Source organism: Rhodanobacter aciditrophus (assembly GCF_042679525.1).
In the GTDB taxonomy this organism is placed as follows: domain Bacteria; phylum Pseudomonadota; class Gammaproteobacteria; order Pseudomonadales; family Marinomonadaceae; genus Marinomonas; species Marinomonas aciditrophus.
This window is the reverse complement of the sequence record NZ_JBHTMN010000005.1, coordinates 1-17646: the sequence shown is the minus strand read 5'-3', so window position 1 is coordinate 17646 and position 17646 is coordinate 1. Positions and strand designations below refer to the sequence as shown.

Genomic DNA, 17646 nt, shown 5'->3' with positions numbered 1-17646 from the left:
TGGAAAATTCAATGGATCAGTTTCATGACATACGCCCTTACAACGACGATGAGGTCGCCGGGGTGTTGGACAATTTGGTTAATACGCCGGACTTTATCGATACGATTGTCGGCTTTAAATTTGCCAAATGGCCGAAATGGACACGTGGTTTGCTAGCAGTGCTAGTAAAGCGCGTCTTGCGCAAGGAAGTGGGCAAAATCAGTGATGTGCGTTCCTTCCAAATGCAAGTGGCCAGCTACATGGAACGTATGATCAATACCACTACGACAGACGTAGAATATCGCGGTATTGATAAACTGGCGAAAAACGAGGGTTACCTGTTTTTATCAAACCACCGAGACATTGCCATGGATCCGGCTTTTGTAAACTATGGATTGTACCTAAACGGTTTAGACACGGTGCGCATTGCTATAGGTGACAACCTATTGCGTCGTCCCTTTGTGTCTGACCTGATGCGCTTAAATAAGAGCTTTATTGTAAAGCGCTCTGTTAATGGCGTACGTGAGATGATGGCTGCATTTGGGCAGCTGTCTGATTACATCACTCACTCTCTTACCAAAGAGCACAGCAACATCTGGATCGCTCAAAAAGAAGGGCGTGCGAAAGATGGCATGGATCAGACGGATCCAGCCATCATCAAGATGTTTTTCATGAGTCAGAAGAAGCAGAAGGTCAGCTTCCCTGAGGCCATGGCAAACCTAAAAATCGTACCTGTTTCTATCTCCTATGAATATGATCCTTGTGCCTTTGAGAAAGCTCGAGAGTTGCATCAAAAATCCACTACTGGGGCCTATGAGAAAACGGAATTCGAAGACATCGACAGTATTCGTAAAGGCATTGTAGGGCGTAAGGGTAAGGTCATTGTTACGTTTGGTGATGTGATCACGGAGAATTGCGACACACCAGATGCCATGGTGGCTGAGGTAGATCGTCAGATCATTGGCCATTACGCCATTCAATCGACCAATATTGCGGCGTCTAAAATGTTAAAAGGCGAAGCTGCTGGAGACCGTATTTTTGAAGAGTACATGGAAACGTGTCCTGAAGAACTGCGCGAGACAGTCTTGACGATGTACGCCAACCCTTTACTGCAGCAGCAGGCAAAAGGTCTAAGCGAGTCTAAATAAAAAGGATACGGAGAGCCGGATGAAACCGAAAAAAACGCTGCGAGCATTGGTGGGGTCCACCCTGTTTGCTGTGGTATATGGTGTACTAACGGGGTTTACAGGAATCTTTGCCCCTTTGGTGGCTTGGTTGCTGCCAATGACATGGCGCCAGCCACTGCTAAATCTACACAACCATGCGTTGCTGTTTTTGTTTCGTGTGATCTGTGGGGTGAAGGTCGAAGTGATTGGGCGTGACAATATCCCTTCTGATCGACCTGTGGTGTTGGCATCGAACCACCAAAGCGAGTGGGAAACCTACTTGCTGCAAGTCATTAAAACGCCGATCTCTACCGTGTTGAAGAAAGAGTTGTTATCGATTCCATTCTTCGGCTGGGGATTGCGTATGGTTCAGCCGATTGCCATCGATCGATCTAAACGTGCGGGTGCCCTTAAGCAGATTCTTAAACAAGGTAAAGAGCGTATTCAGGCTGGCCGTTCCGTTCTGATCTTTCCTGAAGGCACTCGTACCTTGCCAGGGCAGGAGCGAGCGTTTAACAAAGGGGCTGCTATGTTGGCATCGTCCTCTGGTACTGCCATTTTGCCTTTGGTGCATAATGCTGGCCATGTGTGGCCTGGACGTACTTGGTTACGCTATCCGGGTAAGATTACCGTTACCATTGGGCCATTGATCGAAGTGGACGGAAAGGACACCAATCAGATCCATGAAGAAATGGAAATCTGGATGCGTGAAGCCATGCGGCAGCATCCATAAGGTTGGCCTTTCAAGAGTAATAAAAAAGCCGCGCAGTTTGAACTGTGCGGCTTTTTTGTAAGCGTGAAGCTTAATGCCTAGGCAATTAAGCGTCGTACTTTTTGAACACTAGGCTGGCGTTTGTGCCGCCGAAGCCAAAGCTATTAGACATGATTAGGTTCAGGTCAGCATTGTCTTCACGAGTGGTTACAACGGGAATGTTGCCTGCTTCAGGGTCTAGCTCTGAAACGTTCGCGGATGCCGTGATGAATTTGTTTTCCATCATTAGCAAGCTGTAAATCGCTTCGTGTACGCCGGCTGCACCCAAAGAGTGACCAGACAAAGACTTAGTTGAGCTGACTTTAGGAATGTCGTCACCAAAGGTTTCACGAACAGCTTGAAGCTCTTTCATGTCGCCTGCAGGTGTGCTCGTGCCGTGAGTGTTGATGTAATCGATTTTGCCATCGATAGTGCTCATAGCCATTTGCATACAACGTACAGCGCCTTCGCCAGAAGGAGCGACCATGTCGTAGCCGTCAGAGGTTGCGCCGTAGCCTACAACTTCTGCGTAGATCTTAGCGCCGCGAGCTTTCGCGTGTTCTAGTTCTTCAAGTACTAGAATGCCACCGCCGCCAGCGATTACGAAACCATCACGGTTGGCATCATAAGCACGAGAGGCTTGGTCAGGTGTTTCGTTGTACTTAGAAGACAAAGCGCCCATCGCATCAAACATACAAGTTTGAGTCCAGCTTTCTTCTTCACCGCCACCAGCAAATACGACGTCTTGTTTGCCTAGTTGGATTAGCTCCATCGCGTTACCGATACAGTGCGCACTTGTAGAACAAGCAGAAGTGATGGAGTAGTTAACACCTTTGATTTTGAAAGGTGTTGCAAGACAAGCAGAAACAGTACTCCCCATTGTTTGAGTAACACGGTAAGGGCCAACACGCTTTACGCCTTTTTCGCGTAGCGTGTCTGCAGCTTCAACTAGGTTCTGTGCGGATGCACCACCAGAGCCTGCGATCAAACCAGTGCGGATGTTAGAGACTTGCTCTTCGCTTAGGCCTGAATCTTCGATGGCTTGCTGCATAGACACGTATGCGTAAGTCGCAGCGTCACCCATGAAACGGCGAACTTTACGATCAATCACACTATCGTCTAGATCGATACGACCACACACATGGCTGCGGAAGCCTTTTTCTTTGTAATCTTCAGCGAAACGAATACCAGAACGGCCTTCGCGAAGAGATTCGAGAACAGTTTGTTTGTCATTGCCAAGACAGCTAACAATGCCTAAACCAGTTACCACTACACGACGCATATTAATGTGCCTCTTATACTCTATATCTATTAGAAGTTATCTGTTGAAGTGAATAGACCTACGCGTAGGTCTTTCGCTGTGTAAATCTCGCGGCCGTCAACAGAAACACTTCCGTCTGCAATGCCCATTACAAGCTTACGTTCGATGACGCGTTTTAGGTCGATACGGAACGTCACTTTCTTAGCAGTAGGAAGAATTTGACCGGTGAATTTCACTTCGCCAGAACCCAAAGCGCGTCCGCGGCCTTTGTTGCCTTTCCAACCAAGGAAGAAGCCAACAAGTTGCCACATTGCGTCTAGGCCAAGACAGCCAGGCATTACCGGGTCGCCAGGGAAGTGACACTCGAAAAACCAAAGGTCTGGAGTGATATCAAGTTCAGCGATGATCTCACCTTTTCCGAATTCTCCGCCTTCGGTGGAAATTTTCGTGATTCGGTCAATCATAAGCATGTTGCCCACAGGAAGCTGAGCATTTCCTGCGCCGAACATTTCTCCGTATCCGCACTTTAGAAGTTCGTCTTTTTCAAACGATGAAGCTGTAGTCATTATAGTCCTATTTCCACCGCCCTCGCTTTAGTGCTCTAAAGGAGTGAAACGTGTGGTCCAGTTAGCAGTATAAAAATCCAGAGGATTATATCGGTTCGAGACCTCAATATGAATGTTTGGGCGGAAAAAAACCAATTATGAGTCGCGAAAAGTGCGGTTTTTTTGTTCATTTAGGTAAACAATACTGAAAATTTACATTTGAACCTTCCGCTGTTTTGAAATCTCGTGCAACCTAATGGGTCGTCAGAAATTATTGCGTTGCATCTAGAGGGGAAGGTTTTGAGCCGTTTTTCATTTCATCAAGGTCTCTCGGAAACCTCCGATTGCTTACTCTCATATCATTTACACCAACAGGAAAACATTCCAAACACGGTGCATTTTCTCCATGGTAATGGCTTTGCGGTACGGACCTACGAGGGGATGCTGGAAAAGCTGATTCAGGACGAAAATCTGTTGCTACAAGATGCGGCGGGACATGGTTTGTCGCCAGCTGGCCCTGAGTTTGTGGGTTGGAATGGCTCAGCAGCACGCTTCCATGAATCTCTGACGCGCTTGAGAGAGCATCATCCCTTGGGCTCCTTAATTGGTATGGGGCATAGCTTCGGTGGCTGTATGACGTTGCTGATGAGTGCTAAGGATCCCTCATTGTTCCGCTATAATATCCTCTTGGATCCAGCCCTATACCCGCCTCGGATGATTTGGATTTTGCGAGGTGTGCGCATGTCTGGCATGCGCCATAAGCTGCCATTAGTTCGACAAACAGAGCGGCGTCGTGATTCATGGGCAAGCGCAGAAGAGGCTTTTAACTCCCTTAAAGGGCGCGGCACCTTTAAGGGGTGGGAGGATCAAGGTCTACGAGACTATGTCGAGTATTCCACGCATGATGACGATAACGGACAAAGGGTATTGAATTGTCCTACTTGGCTTGAGGCCGCGGTGTTTGGTTCTGCCCCTAGGCGACTGTGGAGTACGTTAAAAAAGGTGACAACGCCGACCTATATTCTGTGGGGCACCGATACCTATGACACCTTCCGTGAATCTTATCAGCTGATTAATCGCATTAATCCTAATGTGCACTTGGTTGAAGTGAAGGGGGGGCATTGCTTTATGCAACAATTCCCAGAACAGACAGCAAAACTGGTGCGTGGAATTATGGATCACGGGAAGGACGGCATTGCTCAAGAGAGCAATGCCGATTTTATTATTAATTACGACGGTTAATGGCAGCGTTTGCCAAGTCGATTAAAGCTGTTTTGTAAGGGGAGTCTGCAAGCACTGAGATGGCTTCGATGGCCAACTCTGATTGTTTGCGTGCTTCCGCCTCAGTGTACTCGATTGCTCCGCACGCTCTTACATCCTCGAGAATAGCGTCTAGATTTTCAAGGCCGCCTGTTTCAATCGCTGAGCGCACACGGGCTCTGGCGTCATCTGTGCCGTGCTGCATGGTGTAAATGAGCGGCAGAGTCGGTTTTCCTTCCGCTAAGTCATCGCCCACGCTTTTACCCATTTCTTCTGCTGTAGAAACATAGTCCATGACGTCATCAATCAGCTGGAATGCTGTGCCGACATACATACCGTATTGGCGTAATGCTTCTTGGGCCGTATTGTCGGCTTCCGCTACAACGGCACCACACAAAGCGGCGCCTTCGAATAGCTTAGCGGTTTTGTATTGAATGACCTTGATGTAGCTTGCTTCCGTAGTATCTGGGTCGCCGCAGTTAATAAGCTGTTGCACTTCCCCTTCGGAAATGATGTTAGTGGTGCCAGACAGAATTTCCATGCAGCGGAAACTTCCTACGTTCACCATGATTTGAAAGGCGCGAGTGTAGAGAAAGTCGCCTACTAATACACTTGGAGCATTGCCCCATTCTTCATTGGCGGTTTTTTTGCCGCGACGCATATCGGATTCATCCACAACATCATCGTGCAGCAGTGTCGCAGTGTGGATGAACTCTATAATAGAGGCCATTTTGACAGCGTTACTTAAGGCTGTCTCTGTCAGTTGTGAGCTGGGTTGTGCCGCTCGGGCCGCCAAGAGAACCATCAGAGGGCGTAATCGCTTGCCGCCGTTACTGATGATGTAATAGCCGATTTGCTCTATCAGAGGGATTTCGCTTTTAAGTTGCGAGAGAATATAGTCATTTACTTGGCCAAACTCGTCGGCCACCACATCATGAATTCGAGTAGGTTGCATGGAACTTCCGAAGCTAAAAAATCAGTAAGCTGAACAGCAGCTGGCGAACATGCTAGGTAAGCTCCCATAGTGGGTCAAGTTAAAACCGTAAAAATCCCTTACTAAAGCGGAATGCGCTTGTTTTTACTGGCTTCGTTTTGTACAATTCGGCGTCCGATTTGCCCATATTTTGCTCCCTATCATATGGTCGGATGTAAGTCTTTGATAAGATTTACATTTATTAGCCACTAGAAGTAGGTCAAATACAATCCAGTAGCCGGGCAGATCTATTTGGAGATAAACATGTTTGCAGTGATTAAAACCGGCGGTAAGCAATACCGCGTACAAGAAGGTCAAACTCTTAAAGTAGAAAAACTAGCTGTTGAAGCTGGTAACGCTGTTGAGTTCAACGATGTTCTTCTTGTTAGCAACGGCGACGACGTAAAAGTTGGCGCACCTGTTGTTGAAGGCGCTAAAGTAACAGCTGAAGTTGTTGCCCACGGCCGTGGTGACAAGGTGAAAATCTTGAAATTCCGTCGTCGTAAGCACTCTATGAAACGTCAAGGTCACCGTCAGTGGTTCACGGAAGTGAAAATCACTGGTATCAACTAAGCGTTTAAAGATTCAAAAGTTAGGAGTAAATCATGGCTCACAAAAAAGCTGGTGGTAGTACTAAAAACGGTCGCGACAGTCAGTCGAAACGCTTAGGTGTTAAACGCTTTGGCGGCCAAGTTGTTGTACCAGGCAACATTCTAGTTCGTCAGCGTGGTACTGAATTCCACGCAGGTGAAGGCGTACGTGTTGGTAAAGACCACACTCTATTCGCAGTTGCTGAAGGTCAAGTGAAATTCGAAGTGAAAGGTAAATTCAAGCGTCGTACAGTTTCTGTCGTAGCTGCCTAATCGCTAAGCGAATTATCAAAAAGAGCTCCGCAATGCGGGGCTTTTTTTTTGGAAAAATTCTATAATCAGGGAAATTGAACCCTGATAACGCACCTAAGAGGTGATTTTGTGAAATTTGTTGATGAAGCCACGATTTACGTTCGCGCAGGTAAAGGTGGTAATGGCGCTTTAAGCTTCTGGCGAGAGAAGTTTGTTGCCAAAGGTGGTCCTGACGGCGGTGATGGTGGTGATGGCGGTAGTGTATTTCTAGTGGCGGATGAGTCCCTGAATACCCTGATCGATTTCCGCTTTACTAAAAAGTACATCGCGGAAAATGGCCAAGGCGGTATGGGCCGTGACATGACTGGCTCGAAAGCGCCAGATTTAGAGATTAAAGTGCCAGTAGGCACCACGGTTATTGATGAAGACACCGGCGAAACGTTAGGTGACTTGGTGGCTGTGGGTGAGCGTTTAAAAGTGGCTCAAGGCGGTCACAAAGGTCTAGGAAATACGCGCTTTAAATCCAGTACCAACCGTGCGCCTCGACAAACCACAAAAGGCACTGTTGGTGAAGAGCGTAACCTGAAACTGGAAATGAAAGTATTAGCGGACGTGGGTCTGCTGGGTTTGCCAAATGCGGGTAAGTCGACGTTTATTCGTTCAGTGTCCTCTGCGAAGCCTAAAGTGGCGGATTACCCGTTTACGACCTTGGTGCCGAACCTAGGTGTGGTGAAGGTTAAGAAACACCAAAGTTTTGTAATTGCTGACATTCCGGGAATCATCGAAGGAGCGGCAGAAGGTGCTGGCTTAGGGATTCGATTCCTCAAGCACTTGGTGCGTAACCGTATTTTGTTGCACATCGTTGATATGGCACCTTGGGATGAAACGACTCCTGCCGAAGCGGCTGTTATTGCTGTGAACGAATTGCGCGAATTCTCGCCAACCTTGGCTGAGAAGCGTGACCGTTGGCTGGTGTTGAATAAGTTGGACATGGTGCCAGAAGACGAGCGTGAAGCTCGTTGTCAGAGCGTGATTGATGCTTTGGGCTGGGAAGGCAAAACTTACCGCATCTCTGCAATCTCTGGCGAAGGCACGGAGGTGCTTTGTCTAGACCTCATGACAGCGTTAGATGAGAAGCGTGAGTTGCTATTGGAAGACCCTGACGCCGCTGCTGAAGAGCGTGCAATCCGTGATTTGATTGATGAAGAAGGGCGCGAGCGTATTCGCGAACTGCGCGCCAGCCGTCGTAAGTCTGCTCAAGACGACGATGATGATTTCGATGACGATGATTACGATGTGGACGTAGAGTACGTTCGTTAACCCTTAGTGAGATAAGCAGTAGATGGAAACGAGAGAGAAGATCGCAACTGCGCAACGCGTGGTTGTGAAAATAGGCAGTGCTTTGTTGACCAATGATGGTCAGGGTTTAGATGTGGCGCGAATTGGGCAGTGGGTTGCTCAAATCGCAGAGCTGCGTGCACAAGGTAAAGAGGTGGTTTTGGTGTCTTCTGGCTCCATTGCTGCTGGTATGAAGCGCCTAGGTTTTTCATCTCGACCGACACAAGTCAACGAGCTTCAGGCGGCCGCTGCGGTGGGTCAAATGGAGTTGGTTGGCATCTACGAAACTCACTTTGAAGACCATGGTTTGGTGACTGCTCAGATTCTTTTGACCCATGAGGATTTATCTAACCGTCGTCGTTATCTCAATGCCCGTTCGTCCCTGCGTACTCTGTTAAGTCTTGGCGCTGTGCCGATCGTTAATGAAAACGATACGGTGGTGACGGATGAGATTCGCTTTGGTGACAATGATACGTTAGGGGCTTTGGTGGCCAATTTAGTGGAAGCGGATGCTTTGATTATCCTGACGGATCAGCAAGGTTTATTCGACAAAAACCCACGTGATCATAAAGATGCAACATTGATCGAGCATGCTTCTGCCAGCGATGAGAGTTTGGATGCTATGGCCAGCGGTGGTGCTGGTGTTCTAGGTAGCGGTGGTATGTTGACTAAGGTGCGCGCGGCGCGCTTAGCAGCGCGCTCTGGTGCCGATACGGTGATCGCTTCTGGTCGTGTTGAGCAAGTGATTGTTCGAGTGTCATTGGGTGAGCGAATTGGTACCTGGTTACAGCCTGAGCACGGTCGCTTGGCTGCTCGTAAACAGTGGCTAGCAGGACATCTTAAGAGTCGTGGTGCCTTGATCTTAGATGATGGGGCGGTCAATGCTTTACGTGAGTCGGGTACTAGCTTGTTGCCGGTTGGCGTGAAGGATGCAGAAGGCACTTTCTCCCGTGGTGATATGGTGTTGTGTGTCGACTTGCAGGGGCGGCTTGTGGCTCGTGGTCTAGTGAACTATAGCATCGCGGAAACCTTGAAGTTGTTAGGTAAGCCTTCCTCCGAGCGTGGAGCGATTTTAGGATATGAAGGTGAGCCTGAGCTGATTCATCGCGACGACTTGGTGATTATTTAAGGGGAAATGGGCTCGTCATGGCAAAACCTGGAAAGATTGGTTTGATTCGTGTGATGCATGCGATGCGCTACTCGGTGCAAGGTATTAAGGCTGAGTGGCAGCATGAGGCGGCATTCCGTCAAGAGGTCTGGTTGTTTGTTGTGGCGCTGCCTTTGGCGCTTTGGCTGGGTGATACGGCCCTTGAGAAGGCTTTAATGATCTTTGTGGTAGGGTTGGTGTTGGTGGTGGAAACCATTAACTCTAGTATCGAAGCCATTGTTGATCGTATTAGTGATGAAAAACACGAGTTATCAGGAAGGGCGAAGGATCTAGGCTCTGCGGCAGTGATGCTAACACTTGGGTTGGCTGCGGTGGTGTGGTTGTTCTTACTGTTTGGCTAGTAAATTCTAGGCATAAAAAAACCGGCTAGCGCCGGTTTTTTTATGGGATTAGGCCAATGCTTTGATTTTAGCATTCAAGCGGCTCTTATGACGAGCTGCTTTGTTTTTGTGGTATAGGCCTTTGTCAGCTGCTTTGTCTAGTTTAGACACTGCAACAGAGTATGCTGCTTGAGCTTCTTCTTGGTTTCCTGCTTCAATAGCTGCATCTACTTTTTTCAAGTATGTGCGCACCATAGAGCGCAGGCTACCGTTATGAGCGCGACGCTTGATCGCCTGGCGCGCACGTTTTTTTGAACCGGCGGAGTTTGCCACAGTCTGGCTCCTTCAATATTTCTATAATTAAAACGGCACAACGGGTTGCTGCGTCGCTTGTGAATGTCAAGTTTAACTTGAAAATCTCGCGGCGGATTTTACCAGTTTTTAGCATTGCTACAACCCCAAAACACAGATTATTAGTGGGGGATAGTGTAATTTTAAGCTGTTTGCTATGAATTGAAATGCTATTCTTGGCCAAATTTTTCGCTAGATCATGATGTTATGTCCAACACTCCATCGGTTAAACCTCGTTCACTTTTACGCTCTGGGCTTCTGGTTTCAGTGTGTACCTTCCTGTCGCGTATCCTTGGTCTGGCGCGAGATTCGGCTTTGGCTTACGTATTAGGTGCCAGTGCGAGTGCGGATGCTTTTTATGTGGCGTTTAAAATTCCGAACTTTTTTCGACGTTTGTTTGCTGAGGGGGCCTTTGCTCAAGCGTTTGTTCCGGTTTTAAGTGATTATCGAGTGAATCATGGGCACGATGCTGTTCGTGAACTTGTGGCGGCGGTAACTGGCTCTTTGGCGCTGGTGCTTTTGTTAGTTACCGCAGTGTTTATGGCGGCGGCACCTTGGGTGGTGTTTGTGTTCGCTCCGGGGTTTGCAGACAATGCGGCTCAGTCTGAGTTGTCGGCAACCTTGCTGACGGTGACGTTTCCATACCTGTTGTTTATTTCTTTGACGGCTTTGGCTGGAGGGATTCTAAATTCCCATGGGGAATACGGTGTGCCTGCTATTACACCTATCTTTCTAAACATCTCTTTGTTGGTGGCAACTCTAGGATTTGCTCGTACTGCTGGGCAGGCTGAATTGGCGGTCGCTTGGGGCGTGTTTTTTGCTGGTTTGATTCAGTTGCTCTTTCAAGTGCCGTTTTTGGCACGTCTTAAGTTATTGCCTAGGCCGACTTTTGGGTTCTCTCATCCTGGTGTGAGGCGCATTTTGTTGTTGATGGGGCCTGCCTTGTTTGGCGTGTCGGTAAGTCAGATTAATTTGTTGTTGGACACAGTGCTGGCGTCTTTTCTAGAGACTGGCAGCATCACTTGGTTGTATTTATCGGATCGTTTGTACGAGTTGCCTCTGGGGATTTTTGCGATTGCTATCAGTACGGTGATCTTGCCGTCCTTGTCTAGAAGCTTTGCGGGAGAAAAAGGTCAGCGCTTTGCTGATACCTTGGATTGGGGGTTGCGGGTACTTTTGTTAATCGCGATTCCATCTTCTATTGCCTTGTTTGTGTTGGCGAAGCCTTTGATTGCGACCATCTTCTATCGCGGAGAGTTGACCGTTGGTGATGTGGAGATGGCGGCTAGAAGTCTGCAGGCCTATTCCCTAGGTTTGGTGTTTATGATGTTGATAAAGGTGTTGGCTCCAGGTTACTACGCCCGCCAAGACACAAAAACGCCGGTGAAGGTGGGCATCATCGCTATGGTGGCCAATATGGTCTTTAACCTGATTTTGGTCTGGCCCCTAGGGCATGTGGGGCTGGCTCTCGCGACAAGTCTCTCTGCTGCGCTTAACGCTGGATTGTTGTGGTGGGGGTTGCGTCGAGATGGCTACCATGTGTTTTCAAGACAATGGTGGGTGTTATTGCGAGTACTCTTGGTAGGTGTTGCCTGTTTAGGTGTTTGGTTATGGTTTTACAGTTCACGTGGAATTGAATGGACGGACCTCTCCGATTGGCTGCGTGTGCAGCATATGTTGTTACTGGTAGTGGTGGGTGTGGCTGTCTATGGGCTCGGCTTAATGGCGTCTGGCTTAAGGGTGCGCCATTTAAGGGTAGAGGATTGACGTTGAGATGAGCAGATCCCTACCTTTGCGAAGGGGACTGCTATATAATCGCGGTTATTTTTTCAGCGGTAGACGAAACAGTTGCCGGTACGGAGTGGTATGGAACTGGTTAGGGGTATTCATAATATCCAAGCAAGGCACAAATTTGGTGTGCTCACGATTGGTAACTTTGATGGGGTGCATCTAGGCCATCAAGCGATTCTTAATCGAGTGAAAGCTCTTGCTGAGCGTTATCAGGCGCCGGCAGGCATTATGATTTTTGAGCCTCAGCCACGAGAGTTCTTTGCACCGCAAAATGCCCCAGGTCGTTTGTCTCGTTTACGTGATAAGGTGGTTTTGCTTCAGGAACAGGGCATCGATTATGTTCTGTGTGTTCCTTTCAATAACCGTTTGCGCAATTTGGACGCGAATGCCTTTTGTCAGCAGGTACTGCATGACGGTCTAGGTGTGAAACACTTAGTGGTGGGTGATGACTTCCGTTTTGGATGTGACCGCCACGGCGACTTTCATTATTTAGAAAAATTTGGCGCTATGCATGGCTTCGATGTGGAGAACACGTCATCGATTCTGAATGTGGAAGGTTTGCGTATCAGCAGTACCTTGGTGCGACAGCATCTCCAGCAGGGTGATATGGTGTCCGCTGAAGCAGCCCTTGGTCATGCAATTACCATGAGTGGCCGCGTTGTGGGTGGGCAGAAGTTAGCTCGTAGACTCGGGTTCCCAACGGCGAATGTGTATCTGAAAGGTACAGCCCCAGCACTGTCTGGTGTGTATGCGGTGACGGTGCCTGTGAATGGCCAGCTTTATGAAGGTGTTGCAAATATTGGAGTGCGCCCAACCGTTGAAGGTAAAACACCTATTTTAGAGGTGCACTTATTTAATTTTACGGGCGATTTGTACGATCAATATATTGAAGTCACCTTTCGCCACTTTATTCGACCCGAGCGCAAAATGAATGGCTTGGAAGAGTTAGAAAAACAGATTCAATGTGACAAAGAAGAAGCGCTTCGCTTTTTCTCTAATCCATGACCGATGATCTTTGAGGATAAATCGAAAAACCATGAGTGAATATAAATCAACGCTGAATTTGCCAGAAACCGCCTTTCCTATGCGCGGCGACTTGGCAAAACGTGAACCAGCGATGCTTAAGCGCTGGCAAGATATGGACTTGTACAACAAAGTACGAGAAGCGAGTAAAGGTCGTAAGTCCTTTATTCTTCATGATGGCCCTCCATATGCCAACGGCAGCATTCACATTGGACACGCGGTTAACAAAATCCTCAAAGACATTATTGTTAAATCTAAGACCGTTAGTGGCTACGATGCGCCTTACATTCCTGGCTGGGACTGTCATGGTTTGCCCATCGAGCACAAAGTTGAGCAGATGATCGGTAAAGCGGGCGATAAAGTATCGTTTAAAGAATTCCGCGCTAAATGCCGTGAATACGCCTACACGCAGATTGAAGAGCAGAAGAAAGACTTTATCCGTCTTGGCGTGATGGGAGATTGGGAAAACCCATACCTCACCATGAATTTTGTAACGGAAGCAAACATTGTCCGCGCGCTGGGCAAGATCGCTGAAAATGGCCACCTAGTGAAAGGCTTTAAGCCTGTTTACTGGAGTGTGGTCGGTGGATCTGCTTTGGCAGAAGCGGAAGTGGAATACCAAGACAAAACGTCTTTGTCGTTAGACGTACGCTACGCACCACAAGATGAAGCCGCTTTCCTTGGCAAATTTTCTGATGTAACAGGCGAAGGCAAGGTGTCGGTTGTGATCTGGACCACAACCCCTTGGACACTGCCTGCAAGTCAGGCAGTGTCTATCCATCCTGAGTTCAACTATGCGTTAGTTGAAGTGGATATGGGAGCAGGTAAAGAGCGTCTAGTGTTCGCTGAAGACATGGTCGAAGGCATCATGCAACGCTACGGTCACGAAGAGTATCGTATCGTTGGTCGCGCTGTGGGCGCAGACCTAGCGGGTGTTGTGTTGAATCATCCATTTATGGAGCGTGATATCCCTGTTCTATTGGGTGAGCACGTAACCGCTGAAGCGGGTACGGGCTGTGTGCATACGGCACCTGATCATGGTGTGGATGACTTCAACGTTGGTCGTGCAAACGGAATCGGCACCATTAACCTAGTTCAAGATAACGGCGTTTATTCGGATGCTGCCGGCGAGTTTGCAGGCATGCATGTCTACAAGGTAGACGATGCTGTGCTGGAAGCCCTAGGTCGTAATAACGCCCTAGTATTCCAATCTAAGATCTTCCACAGCTACCCACATTGCTGGCGTACTAAAACACCTTTGATTTTCCGTGCGACGCCTCAATGGTTCGTAAGTATGGATGAAAAAGGTCTTTTGGATGACGCCAAAGAAGCGGTCAAAGGGGTTAAGTGGACACCTGCATGGGGCCAAAACCGCATGGAAGGCATGTTGAACAACAGCCCAGACTGGTGTGTATCGCGTCAGCGTACTTGGGGTGTGCCAATTGCTTTGTTCATCAATAAAGAAACTCAAGAGCTTCACCCAGAAACGCCTCGTTTGATCGAAGAAGTTGCCCTGCGTATCGAAAAAGAAGGTATGGATGCATGGTTCGATCTAGAGGCTGCAGAGTTACTAGGTGATGATGCAGATAAGTACAGTAAAGTTACTGACACCTTAGATGTGTGGTTCGATTCTGGTGTGACCCATTACTCAGTCATCGATCAACGTGACGAACTAAGCTTCCCAGCAGATCTTTACCTTGAAGGTTCAGACCAGCATCGTGGTTGGTTCCAGTCGTCTTTGAAAACCTCTATCGCAATCCGTGGTGTACCGCCTTATAAAGGCGTGCTGACGCACGGTTTCACGGTTGATGGTGATGGTCGTAAGATGTCCAAGTCCCTTGGCAACGTCGTATCACCACAAAAAGTGATGGAAACCCTAGGTGCAGACATCATTCGCCTTTGGGTGGCGGCAACAGATTACACTGGTGAAATGACCGTCTCTGACGAGATTTTGAAGCGTGTGGCAGACGGTTACCGTCGTATCCGTAACACTGCTCGTTTCATGTTGGCAAACCTAAGTGGTTTCAACCCAGCAACAGATTTGGTGGCGCCAGAAAACATGATCGCCTTAGATCGCTGGATTGTTGATCGTGCGGCACAGTTGCAAAAAGAAATTGACGAAGCTTACAACGAGTACCAGTTCCACTCTGTGGTGCAGAAAATCCAGAACTTCTGTTCTCTGGACTTGGGTGGCTTCTACTTGGATGTCATCAAAGACCGCCAATACACCACGCAAGAAGACAGCTTAGCACGTCGTTCAGCGCAAACGGCTCTGTATCATATTGCAGAAGCATTCACTCGTTGGATCTCGCCAATCTTAAGCTTTACCGCGGATGAAATTTGGCAAGCTCTACCAGGTGAACATTCGGAGTCAGTATTCCTTGATACTTGGTATGAAGGTCTATTTGAACTAAGTGGTGATGAGGCCCTTGGTCGTGATTTCTGGAAACAGGTACTTGATGCCAAGATGGCAACAAACAAAGTATTAGAAGCGGCACGTAAAGATGGCAAGATCAAAGCCAGCTTAAGCGCAGAAATCACTCTTTACTGTGATGCCAAGTTGGAAGAAACCCTTGCCAAATTGGGTGAAGAGCTGCGTTTTGTGCTGATTTCTTCAGAAGCAAAAGTCGCACCTTTAGCAGAAGCGCCGGCTGATGCCGTAGCGTCTGAGCTAGAAGGCTTGAAGGTTGTTGTAAAAGTTACAGAGCACAATAAATGTGCCCGTTGCTGGCACCACCGTGAAGAAGTCGGTAAGCGTGAAGCGCACCCTGAATTGTGTGATCGATGCATTTCGAACTTGCCGGAAGGTGAGGGCGAAGAGCGTCACTACGCATAATGCTTATGTCAGTGATGTTGAAACGAGTCCAGCGCTGGTGGGCGCTGGCAATCGCTCTTTATGCCTTAGATTGGATCACCAAGCAGGCTATTGAGGCGAACTTACACTACGGGCAGGAAATCTCTATCCTGCCCTTCTTTGATTTGACCTTACGTTACAACACGGGCGCGGCATTTAGTTTTCTTGCTCAAGCTGGTGGATGGCAACGTTGGTTCTTTTCCTTGATTGCGTTGGGTGTCGTAGTTGGTATCAGTTGGCGTTTAGCGAACATCGGCCATACTAAGAAGCTCGAAGCCTTGTCTTTGACGCTGATTATGGCGGGAGCCATTGGTAACCTACACGACCGATTGGCCTATGGCCATGTGATTGATTTTTTACAAATACATTGGCAATCCACCTGGTATTTTCCTGCGTTTAACGTGGCAGACAGTGCGATTACCATAGGTGTGATTTTAATGTTAGTGGAAGGGCTCTTGTTTAAGGACCCAAAAGGTAAGACAGAATGAGTATTAACGAGCAAAGCCGGATTACATTGCATTTCGAATTGGCGTTGGAAGACGGACAGATAGTGGATTCCAATTTTGACGCTAAGCCTGCTCAGTTTGTCTTTGGTGATGGGAGTTTATTGCCGGATTTCGAGGCTGTGTTGCTTGGTTTAGAGGTGGGCGAAGAGGCGAACTTCAAAATGGCGCCTGAAAAAGCGTTCGGCGCCCATAACCCAAGTAATGTCCAGACACTTCCGCGTAGTTCATTCTCAATGGACCTAGAGGAAGGCATGGTCGTATCCTTTGCTGATTCCGCTAAAAATGAATTGCCAGGTGTGATCAAAACCATCGGCGATACCCAAGTTGAGGTGGATTTTAATCATCCACTTGCAGGCCATACATTATCCTACCGCGTGAAAATCATCGCGGTAGAGGAGGCGTAATGTCGTTTTCTATTCAACTGGCGAACCCGCGTGGATTTTGTGCTGGGGTTGATCGTGCGATTGAAATCGTAAATCGTTGTCTTGATATCTTTGAAGCACCTATCTATGTGCGCCATGAAGTGGTTCACAACAAATTCGTTGTAGAGTCTCTTAAAGAGCGCGGAGCCGTATTTGTTGACGAACTTGATCAAGTTCCTGATGACCACATTGTGATCTTCAGTGCACATGGTGTTTCTCAAGCAGTTCGTGCCGAAGCGGACCGACGAGGTTTAAAAGTCTTCGATGCTACCTGCCCATTAGTTACCAAAGTGCATATGGAAGTTGTACGCTACTCTCGAGATGGCATGGAATGTGTGCTCATTGGTCACGATGGCCATCCCGAAGTAGAAGGCACTATGGGACAATATGACGCTTCAAAAGGCGGAGCGATCTACCTAGTCGAGACCCCAGCGGATGTGGCTAAGTTAAAAGTTGATGATCCAAGTCGTTTGGCCTTTGTGACCCAAACAACGTTATCAATGGATGATACCTCTGTCGTAATCGATGCATTGCGTCAGCACTTTCCACTGATTCAGGGCCCTAAAAAGGACGACATCTGCTACGCCACTCAAAACCGACAAGATGCAGTAAAAACATTGGCACAAGAATGTGACCTTGTTTTAGTCGTTGGGTCTGTGAACAGTTCTAACTCCAATCGTTTGCGTGAGCTGTCTGAGCGCATGGGGACAAAAGCCTACCTGATCGACAATGCGTCGGAGGTAAAAGCGGAGTGGTTAGAAAGTATTGGCTCCATTGGTATTACTGCGGGCGCTTCGGCTCCTGAAGTTCTTGTTAATGAAGTGATTGAGCGTTTGAAGCAAGAAGGTGGTGAAGCGCCCCAAGAGCTTGATGGGCGTGAAGAAAACATCTCATTTTCAATGCCGAAAGAGCTTCGCATTATTGAAGTCAGTTAGTTTTTGCAGTTTGAAGGAATTTTTTTAAACTTTTTTGAAAAAGTACTTGCACTAAATCTGTAGATCCTTAATATACGCCCTCGCTGACACGGGCAGCGCTTCAAAACAACGAAGCAGCTAGCCAAACAAACTAAGTCAGCAACGCTCTTTAAAATAGATAA

General features: G+C 47.9%; 18 protein-coding genes. 14 read left to right on the top strand and 4 right to left on the bottom strand.

Annotated elements, in window-relative coordinates:
- Positions 1-11: 11 nt before the first annotated feature.
- A complete protein-coding gene (locus tag ACFQ45_RS04435; protein ID WP_377365739.1) occupies positions 12-1127 on the top strand; it encodes a 1-acyl-sn-glycerol-3-phosphate acyltransferase in 1116 nt (371 codons plus the stop codon).
- A 19-nt stretch (positions 1128-1146) separates the two neighbouring features.
- A complete protein-coding gene (locus tag ACFQ45_RS04430) occupies positions 1147-1878 on the top strand; it encodes a lysophospholipid acyltransferase family protein (RefSeq protein ID WP_377365737.1) in 732 nt (243 codons plus the stop codon).
- Positions 1879-1963: 85 nt separating this feature from the next.
- Here the strand turns inward: ACFQ45_RS04430 and fabB are convergent, their stop codons facing one another.
- Complete coding sequence (gene fabB / locus ACFQ45_RS04425; RefSeq protein WP_377365735.1) at positions 1964-3178, bottom strand: beta-ketoacyl-ACP synthase I; 1215 nt, start codon at positions 3176-3178, stop codon at positions 1964-1966.
- Positions 3179-3207: 29 nt separating this feature from the next.
- The gene (gene fabA, locus ACFQ45_RS04420) at positions 3208-3723 is read right to left on the bottom strand and encodes a 3-hydroxyacyl-[acyl-carrier-protein] dehydratase FabA (protein WP_377365733.1); all 516 of its coding nucleotides are present in this window, start codon (positions 3721-3723) and stop codon (positions 3208-3210) included.
- Positions 3724-4002: 279 nt separating this feature from the next.
- Between fabA and ACFQ45_RS04415 the strand changes: the two genes are divergently transcribed.
- Positions 4003-4944, top strand: a complete 942-nt coding sequence (locus ACFQ45_RS04415) for an alpha/beta fold hydrolase (RefSeq protein WP_377365731.1) — start codon at positions 4003-4005, stop codon at positions 4942-4944.
- On the opposite strand, the gene ACFQ45_RS04410 is transcribed toward ACFQ45_RS04415, so the two are convergent.
- Positions 4928-5917, bottom strand: coding sequence for a polyprenyl synthetase family protein (locus ACFQ45_RS04410; RefSeq protein ID WP_377365729.1), 990 nt, complete (start codon positions 5915-5917; stop codon positions 4928-4930). The genes ACFQ45_RS04415 and ACFQ45_RS04410 overlap by 17 nt on opposite strands.
- 282 nt (positions 5918-6199) lie before the next feature.
- Here ACFQ45_RS04410 and rplU point away from each other — a divergent pair, with 282 nt between their 5' ends.
- From rplU to ACFQ45_RS04385, 5 genes are all read left to right on the top strand, one after another.
- Positions 6200-6508: a 50S ribosomal protein L21 gene (rplU, locus tag ACFQ45_RS04405; protein WP_377365728.1), complete on the top strand. Its 309-nt coding sequence runs from the start codon at positions 6200-6202 to the stop codon at positions 6506-6508.
- A gap of 32 nt (positions 6509-6540) precedes the next feature.
- Positions 6541-6798 (top strand): 50S ribosomal protein L27, encoded by a 258-nt coding sequence (gene rpmA / locus ACFQ45_RS04400; protein WP_377365726.1) that lies wholly within the window; start codon positions 6541-6543, stop codon positions 6796-6798.
- Between the two features lie 108 nt (positions 6799-6906).
- A complete protein-coding gene (gene cgtA / locus ACFQ45_RS04395; RefSeq protein ID WP_377365724.1) occupies positions 6907-8097 on the top strand; it encodes an Obg family GTPase CgtA in 1191 nt (396 codons plus the stop codon).
- Between the two features lie 22 nt (positions 8098-8119).
- Complete coding sequence (proB, locus tag ACFQ45_RS04390; RefSeq protein WP_377365722.1) at positions 8120-9244, top strand: glutamate 5-kinase; 1125 nt, start codon at positions 8120-8122, stop codon at positions 9242-9244.
- Positions 9245-9261: 17 nt separating this feature from the next.
- Entirely contained in the window at positions 9262-9624 is a 363-nt protein-coding gene (locus ACFQ45_RS04385) for a diacylglycerol kinase (protein WP_377365721.1), read from the top strand.
- 48 nt (positions 9625-9672) lie between these two features.
- Here ACFQ45_RS04385 and rpsT read toward each other — a convergent pair whose 3' ends face one another.
- Positions 9673-9936 carry a 30S ribosomal protein S20 gene (rpsT, locus tag ACFQ45_RS04380; RefSeq protein WP_055462845.1) on the bottom strand — a complete coding sequence of 88 codons (264 nt, stop codon included), beginning with the start codon at positions 9934-9936 and terminating at the stop codon, positions 9673-9675.
- 225 nt (positions 9937-10161) lie between these two features.
- Between rpsT and murJ the strand changes: the two genes are divergently transcribed.
- From murJ to ispH, 6 genes are all read left to right on the top strand, one after another.
- Positions 10162-11721 carry a murein biosynthesis integral membrane protein MurJ gene (murJ, locus tag ACFQ45_RS04375; RefSeq protein WP_377365718.1) on the top strand — a complete coding sequence of 520 codons (1560 nt, stop codon included), beginning with the start codon at positions 10162-10164 and terminating at the stop codon, positions 11719-11721.
- Between the two features lie 99 nt (positions 11722-11820).
- On the top strand, positions 11821-12750 hold the full coding sequence (gene ribF / locus ACFQ45_RS04370; protein ID WP_377365717.1) for a bifunctional riboflavin kinase/FAD synthetase: 930 nt from the start codon (positions 11821-11823) through the stop codon (positions 12748-12750).
- 31 nt (positions 12751-12781) lie between these two features.
- Complete coding sequence (gene ileS, locus ACFQ45_RS04365) at positions 12782-15604, top strand: isoleucine--tRNA ligase (protein ID WP_377365715.1); 2823 nt, start codon at positions 12782-12784, stop codon at positions 15602-15604.
- Between the two features lie 5 nt (positions 15605-15609).
- Positions 15610-16110: a signal peptidase II gene (lspA, locus tag ACFQ45_RS04360; protein WP_377365713.1), complete on the top strand. Its 501-nt coding sequence runs from the start codon at positions 15610-15612 to the stop codon at positions 16108-16110.
- A complete protein-coding gene (locus tag ACFQ45_RS04355; protein WP_377365711.1) occupies positions 16107-16532 on the top strand; it encodes an FKBP-type peptidyl-prolyl cis-trans isomerase in 426 nt (141 codons plus the stop codon). The genes lspA and ACFQ45_RS04355 overlap by 4 nt, the downstream gene beginning before the upstream one ends.
- A complete protein-coding gene (gene ispH, locus ACFQ45_RS04350; protein ID WP_377365709.1) occupies positions 16532-17485 on the top strand; it encodes a 4-hydroxy-3-methylbut-2-enyl diphosphate reductase in 954 nt (317 codons plus the stop codon). The genes ACFQ45_RS04355 and ispH overlap by 1 nt, the downstream gene beginning before the upstream one ends.
- Positions 17486-17646: the final 161 nt, after the last annotated feature.

Excerpts from the sequence above, each read along its gene's own strand:
- ACFQ45_RS04435 (WP_377365739.1), top strand. The coding sequence starts at position 12 with ATGGATCAGTTTCATGACATACGCCCTTACAACGACGATGAGGTCGCC.
- ACFQ45_RS04430 (WP_377365737.1), top strand. The coding sequence starts at position 1,147 with ATGAAACCGAAAAAAACGCTGCGAGCATTGGTGGGGTCCACCCTGTTT.
- fabB (WP_377365735.1), bottom strand. The coding sequence starts at position 3,178 with ATGCGTCGTGTAGTGGTAACTGGTTTAGGCATTGTTAGCTGTCTTGGC.
- fabA (WP_377365733.1), bottom strand. The coding sequence starts at position 3,723 with ATGACTACAGCTTCATCGTTTGAAAAAGACGAACTTCTAAAGTGCGGA.
- ACFQ45_RS04410 (WP_377365729.1), bottom strand. The coding sequence starts at position 5,917 with ATGCAACCTACTCGAATTCATGATGTGGTGGCCGACGAGTTTGGCCAA.
- rplU (WP_377365728.1), top strand. The coding sequence starts at position 6,200 with ATGTTTGCAGTGATTAAAACCGGCGGTAAGCAATACCGCGTACAAGAA.
- rpmA (WP_377365726.1), top strand. The coding sequence starts at position 6,541 with ATGGCTCACAAAAAAGCTGGTGGTAGTACTAAAAACGGTCGCGACAGT.
- proB (WP_377365722.1), top strand. The coding sequence starts at position 8,120 with ATGGAAACGAGAGAGAAGATCGCAACTGCGCAACGCGTGGTTGTGAAA.
- ACFQ45_RS04385 (WP_377365721.1), top strand. The coding sequence starts at position 9,262 with ATGGCAAAACCTGGAAAGATTGGTTTGATTCGTGTGATGCATGCGATG.
- murJ (WP_377365718.1), top strand. The coding sequence starts at position 10,162 with ATGTCCAACACTCCATCGGTTAAACCTCGTTCACTTTTACGCTCTGGG.
- ribF (WP_377365717.1), top strand. The coding sequence starts at position 11,821 with ATGGAACTGGTTAGGGGTATTCATAATATCCAAGCAAGGCACAAATTT.
- ileS (WP_377365715.1), top strand. The coding sequence starts at position 12,782 with ATGAGTGAATATAAATCAACGCTGAATTTGCCAGAAACCGCCTTTCCT.
- lspA (WP_377365713.1), top strand. The coding sequence starts at position 15,610 with ATGTCAGTGATGTTGAAACGAGTCCAGCGCTGGTGGGCGCTGGCAATC.
- ACFQ45_RS04355 (WP_377365711.1), top strand. The coding sequence starts at position 16,107 with ATGAGTATTAACGAGCAAAGCCGGATTACATTGCATTTCGAATTGGCG.
- ispH (WP_377365709.1), top strand. The coding sequence starts at position 16,532 with ATGTCGTTTTCTATTCAACTGGCGAACCCGCGTGGATTTTGTGCTGGG.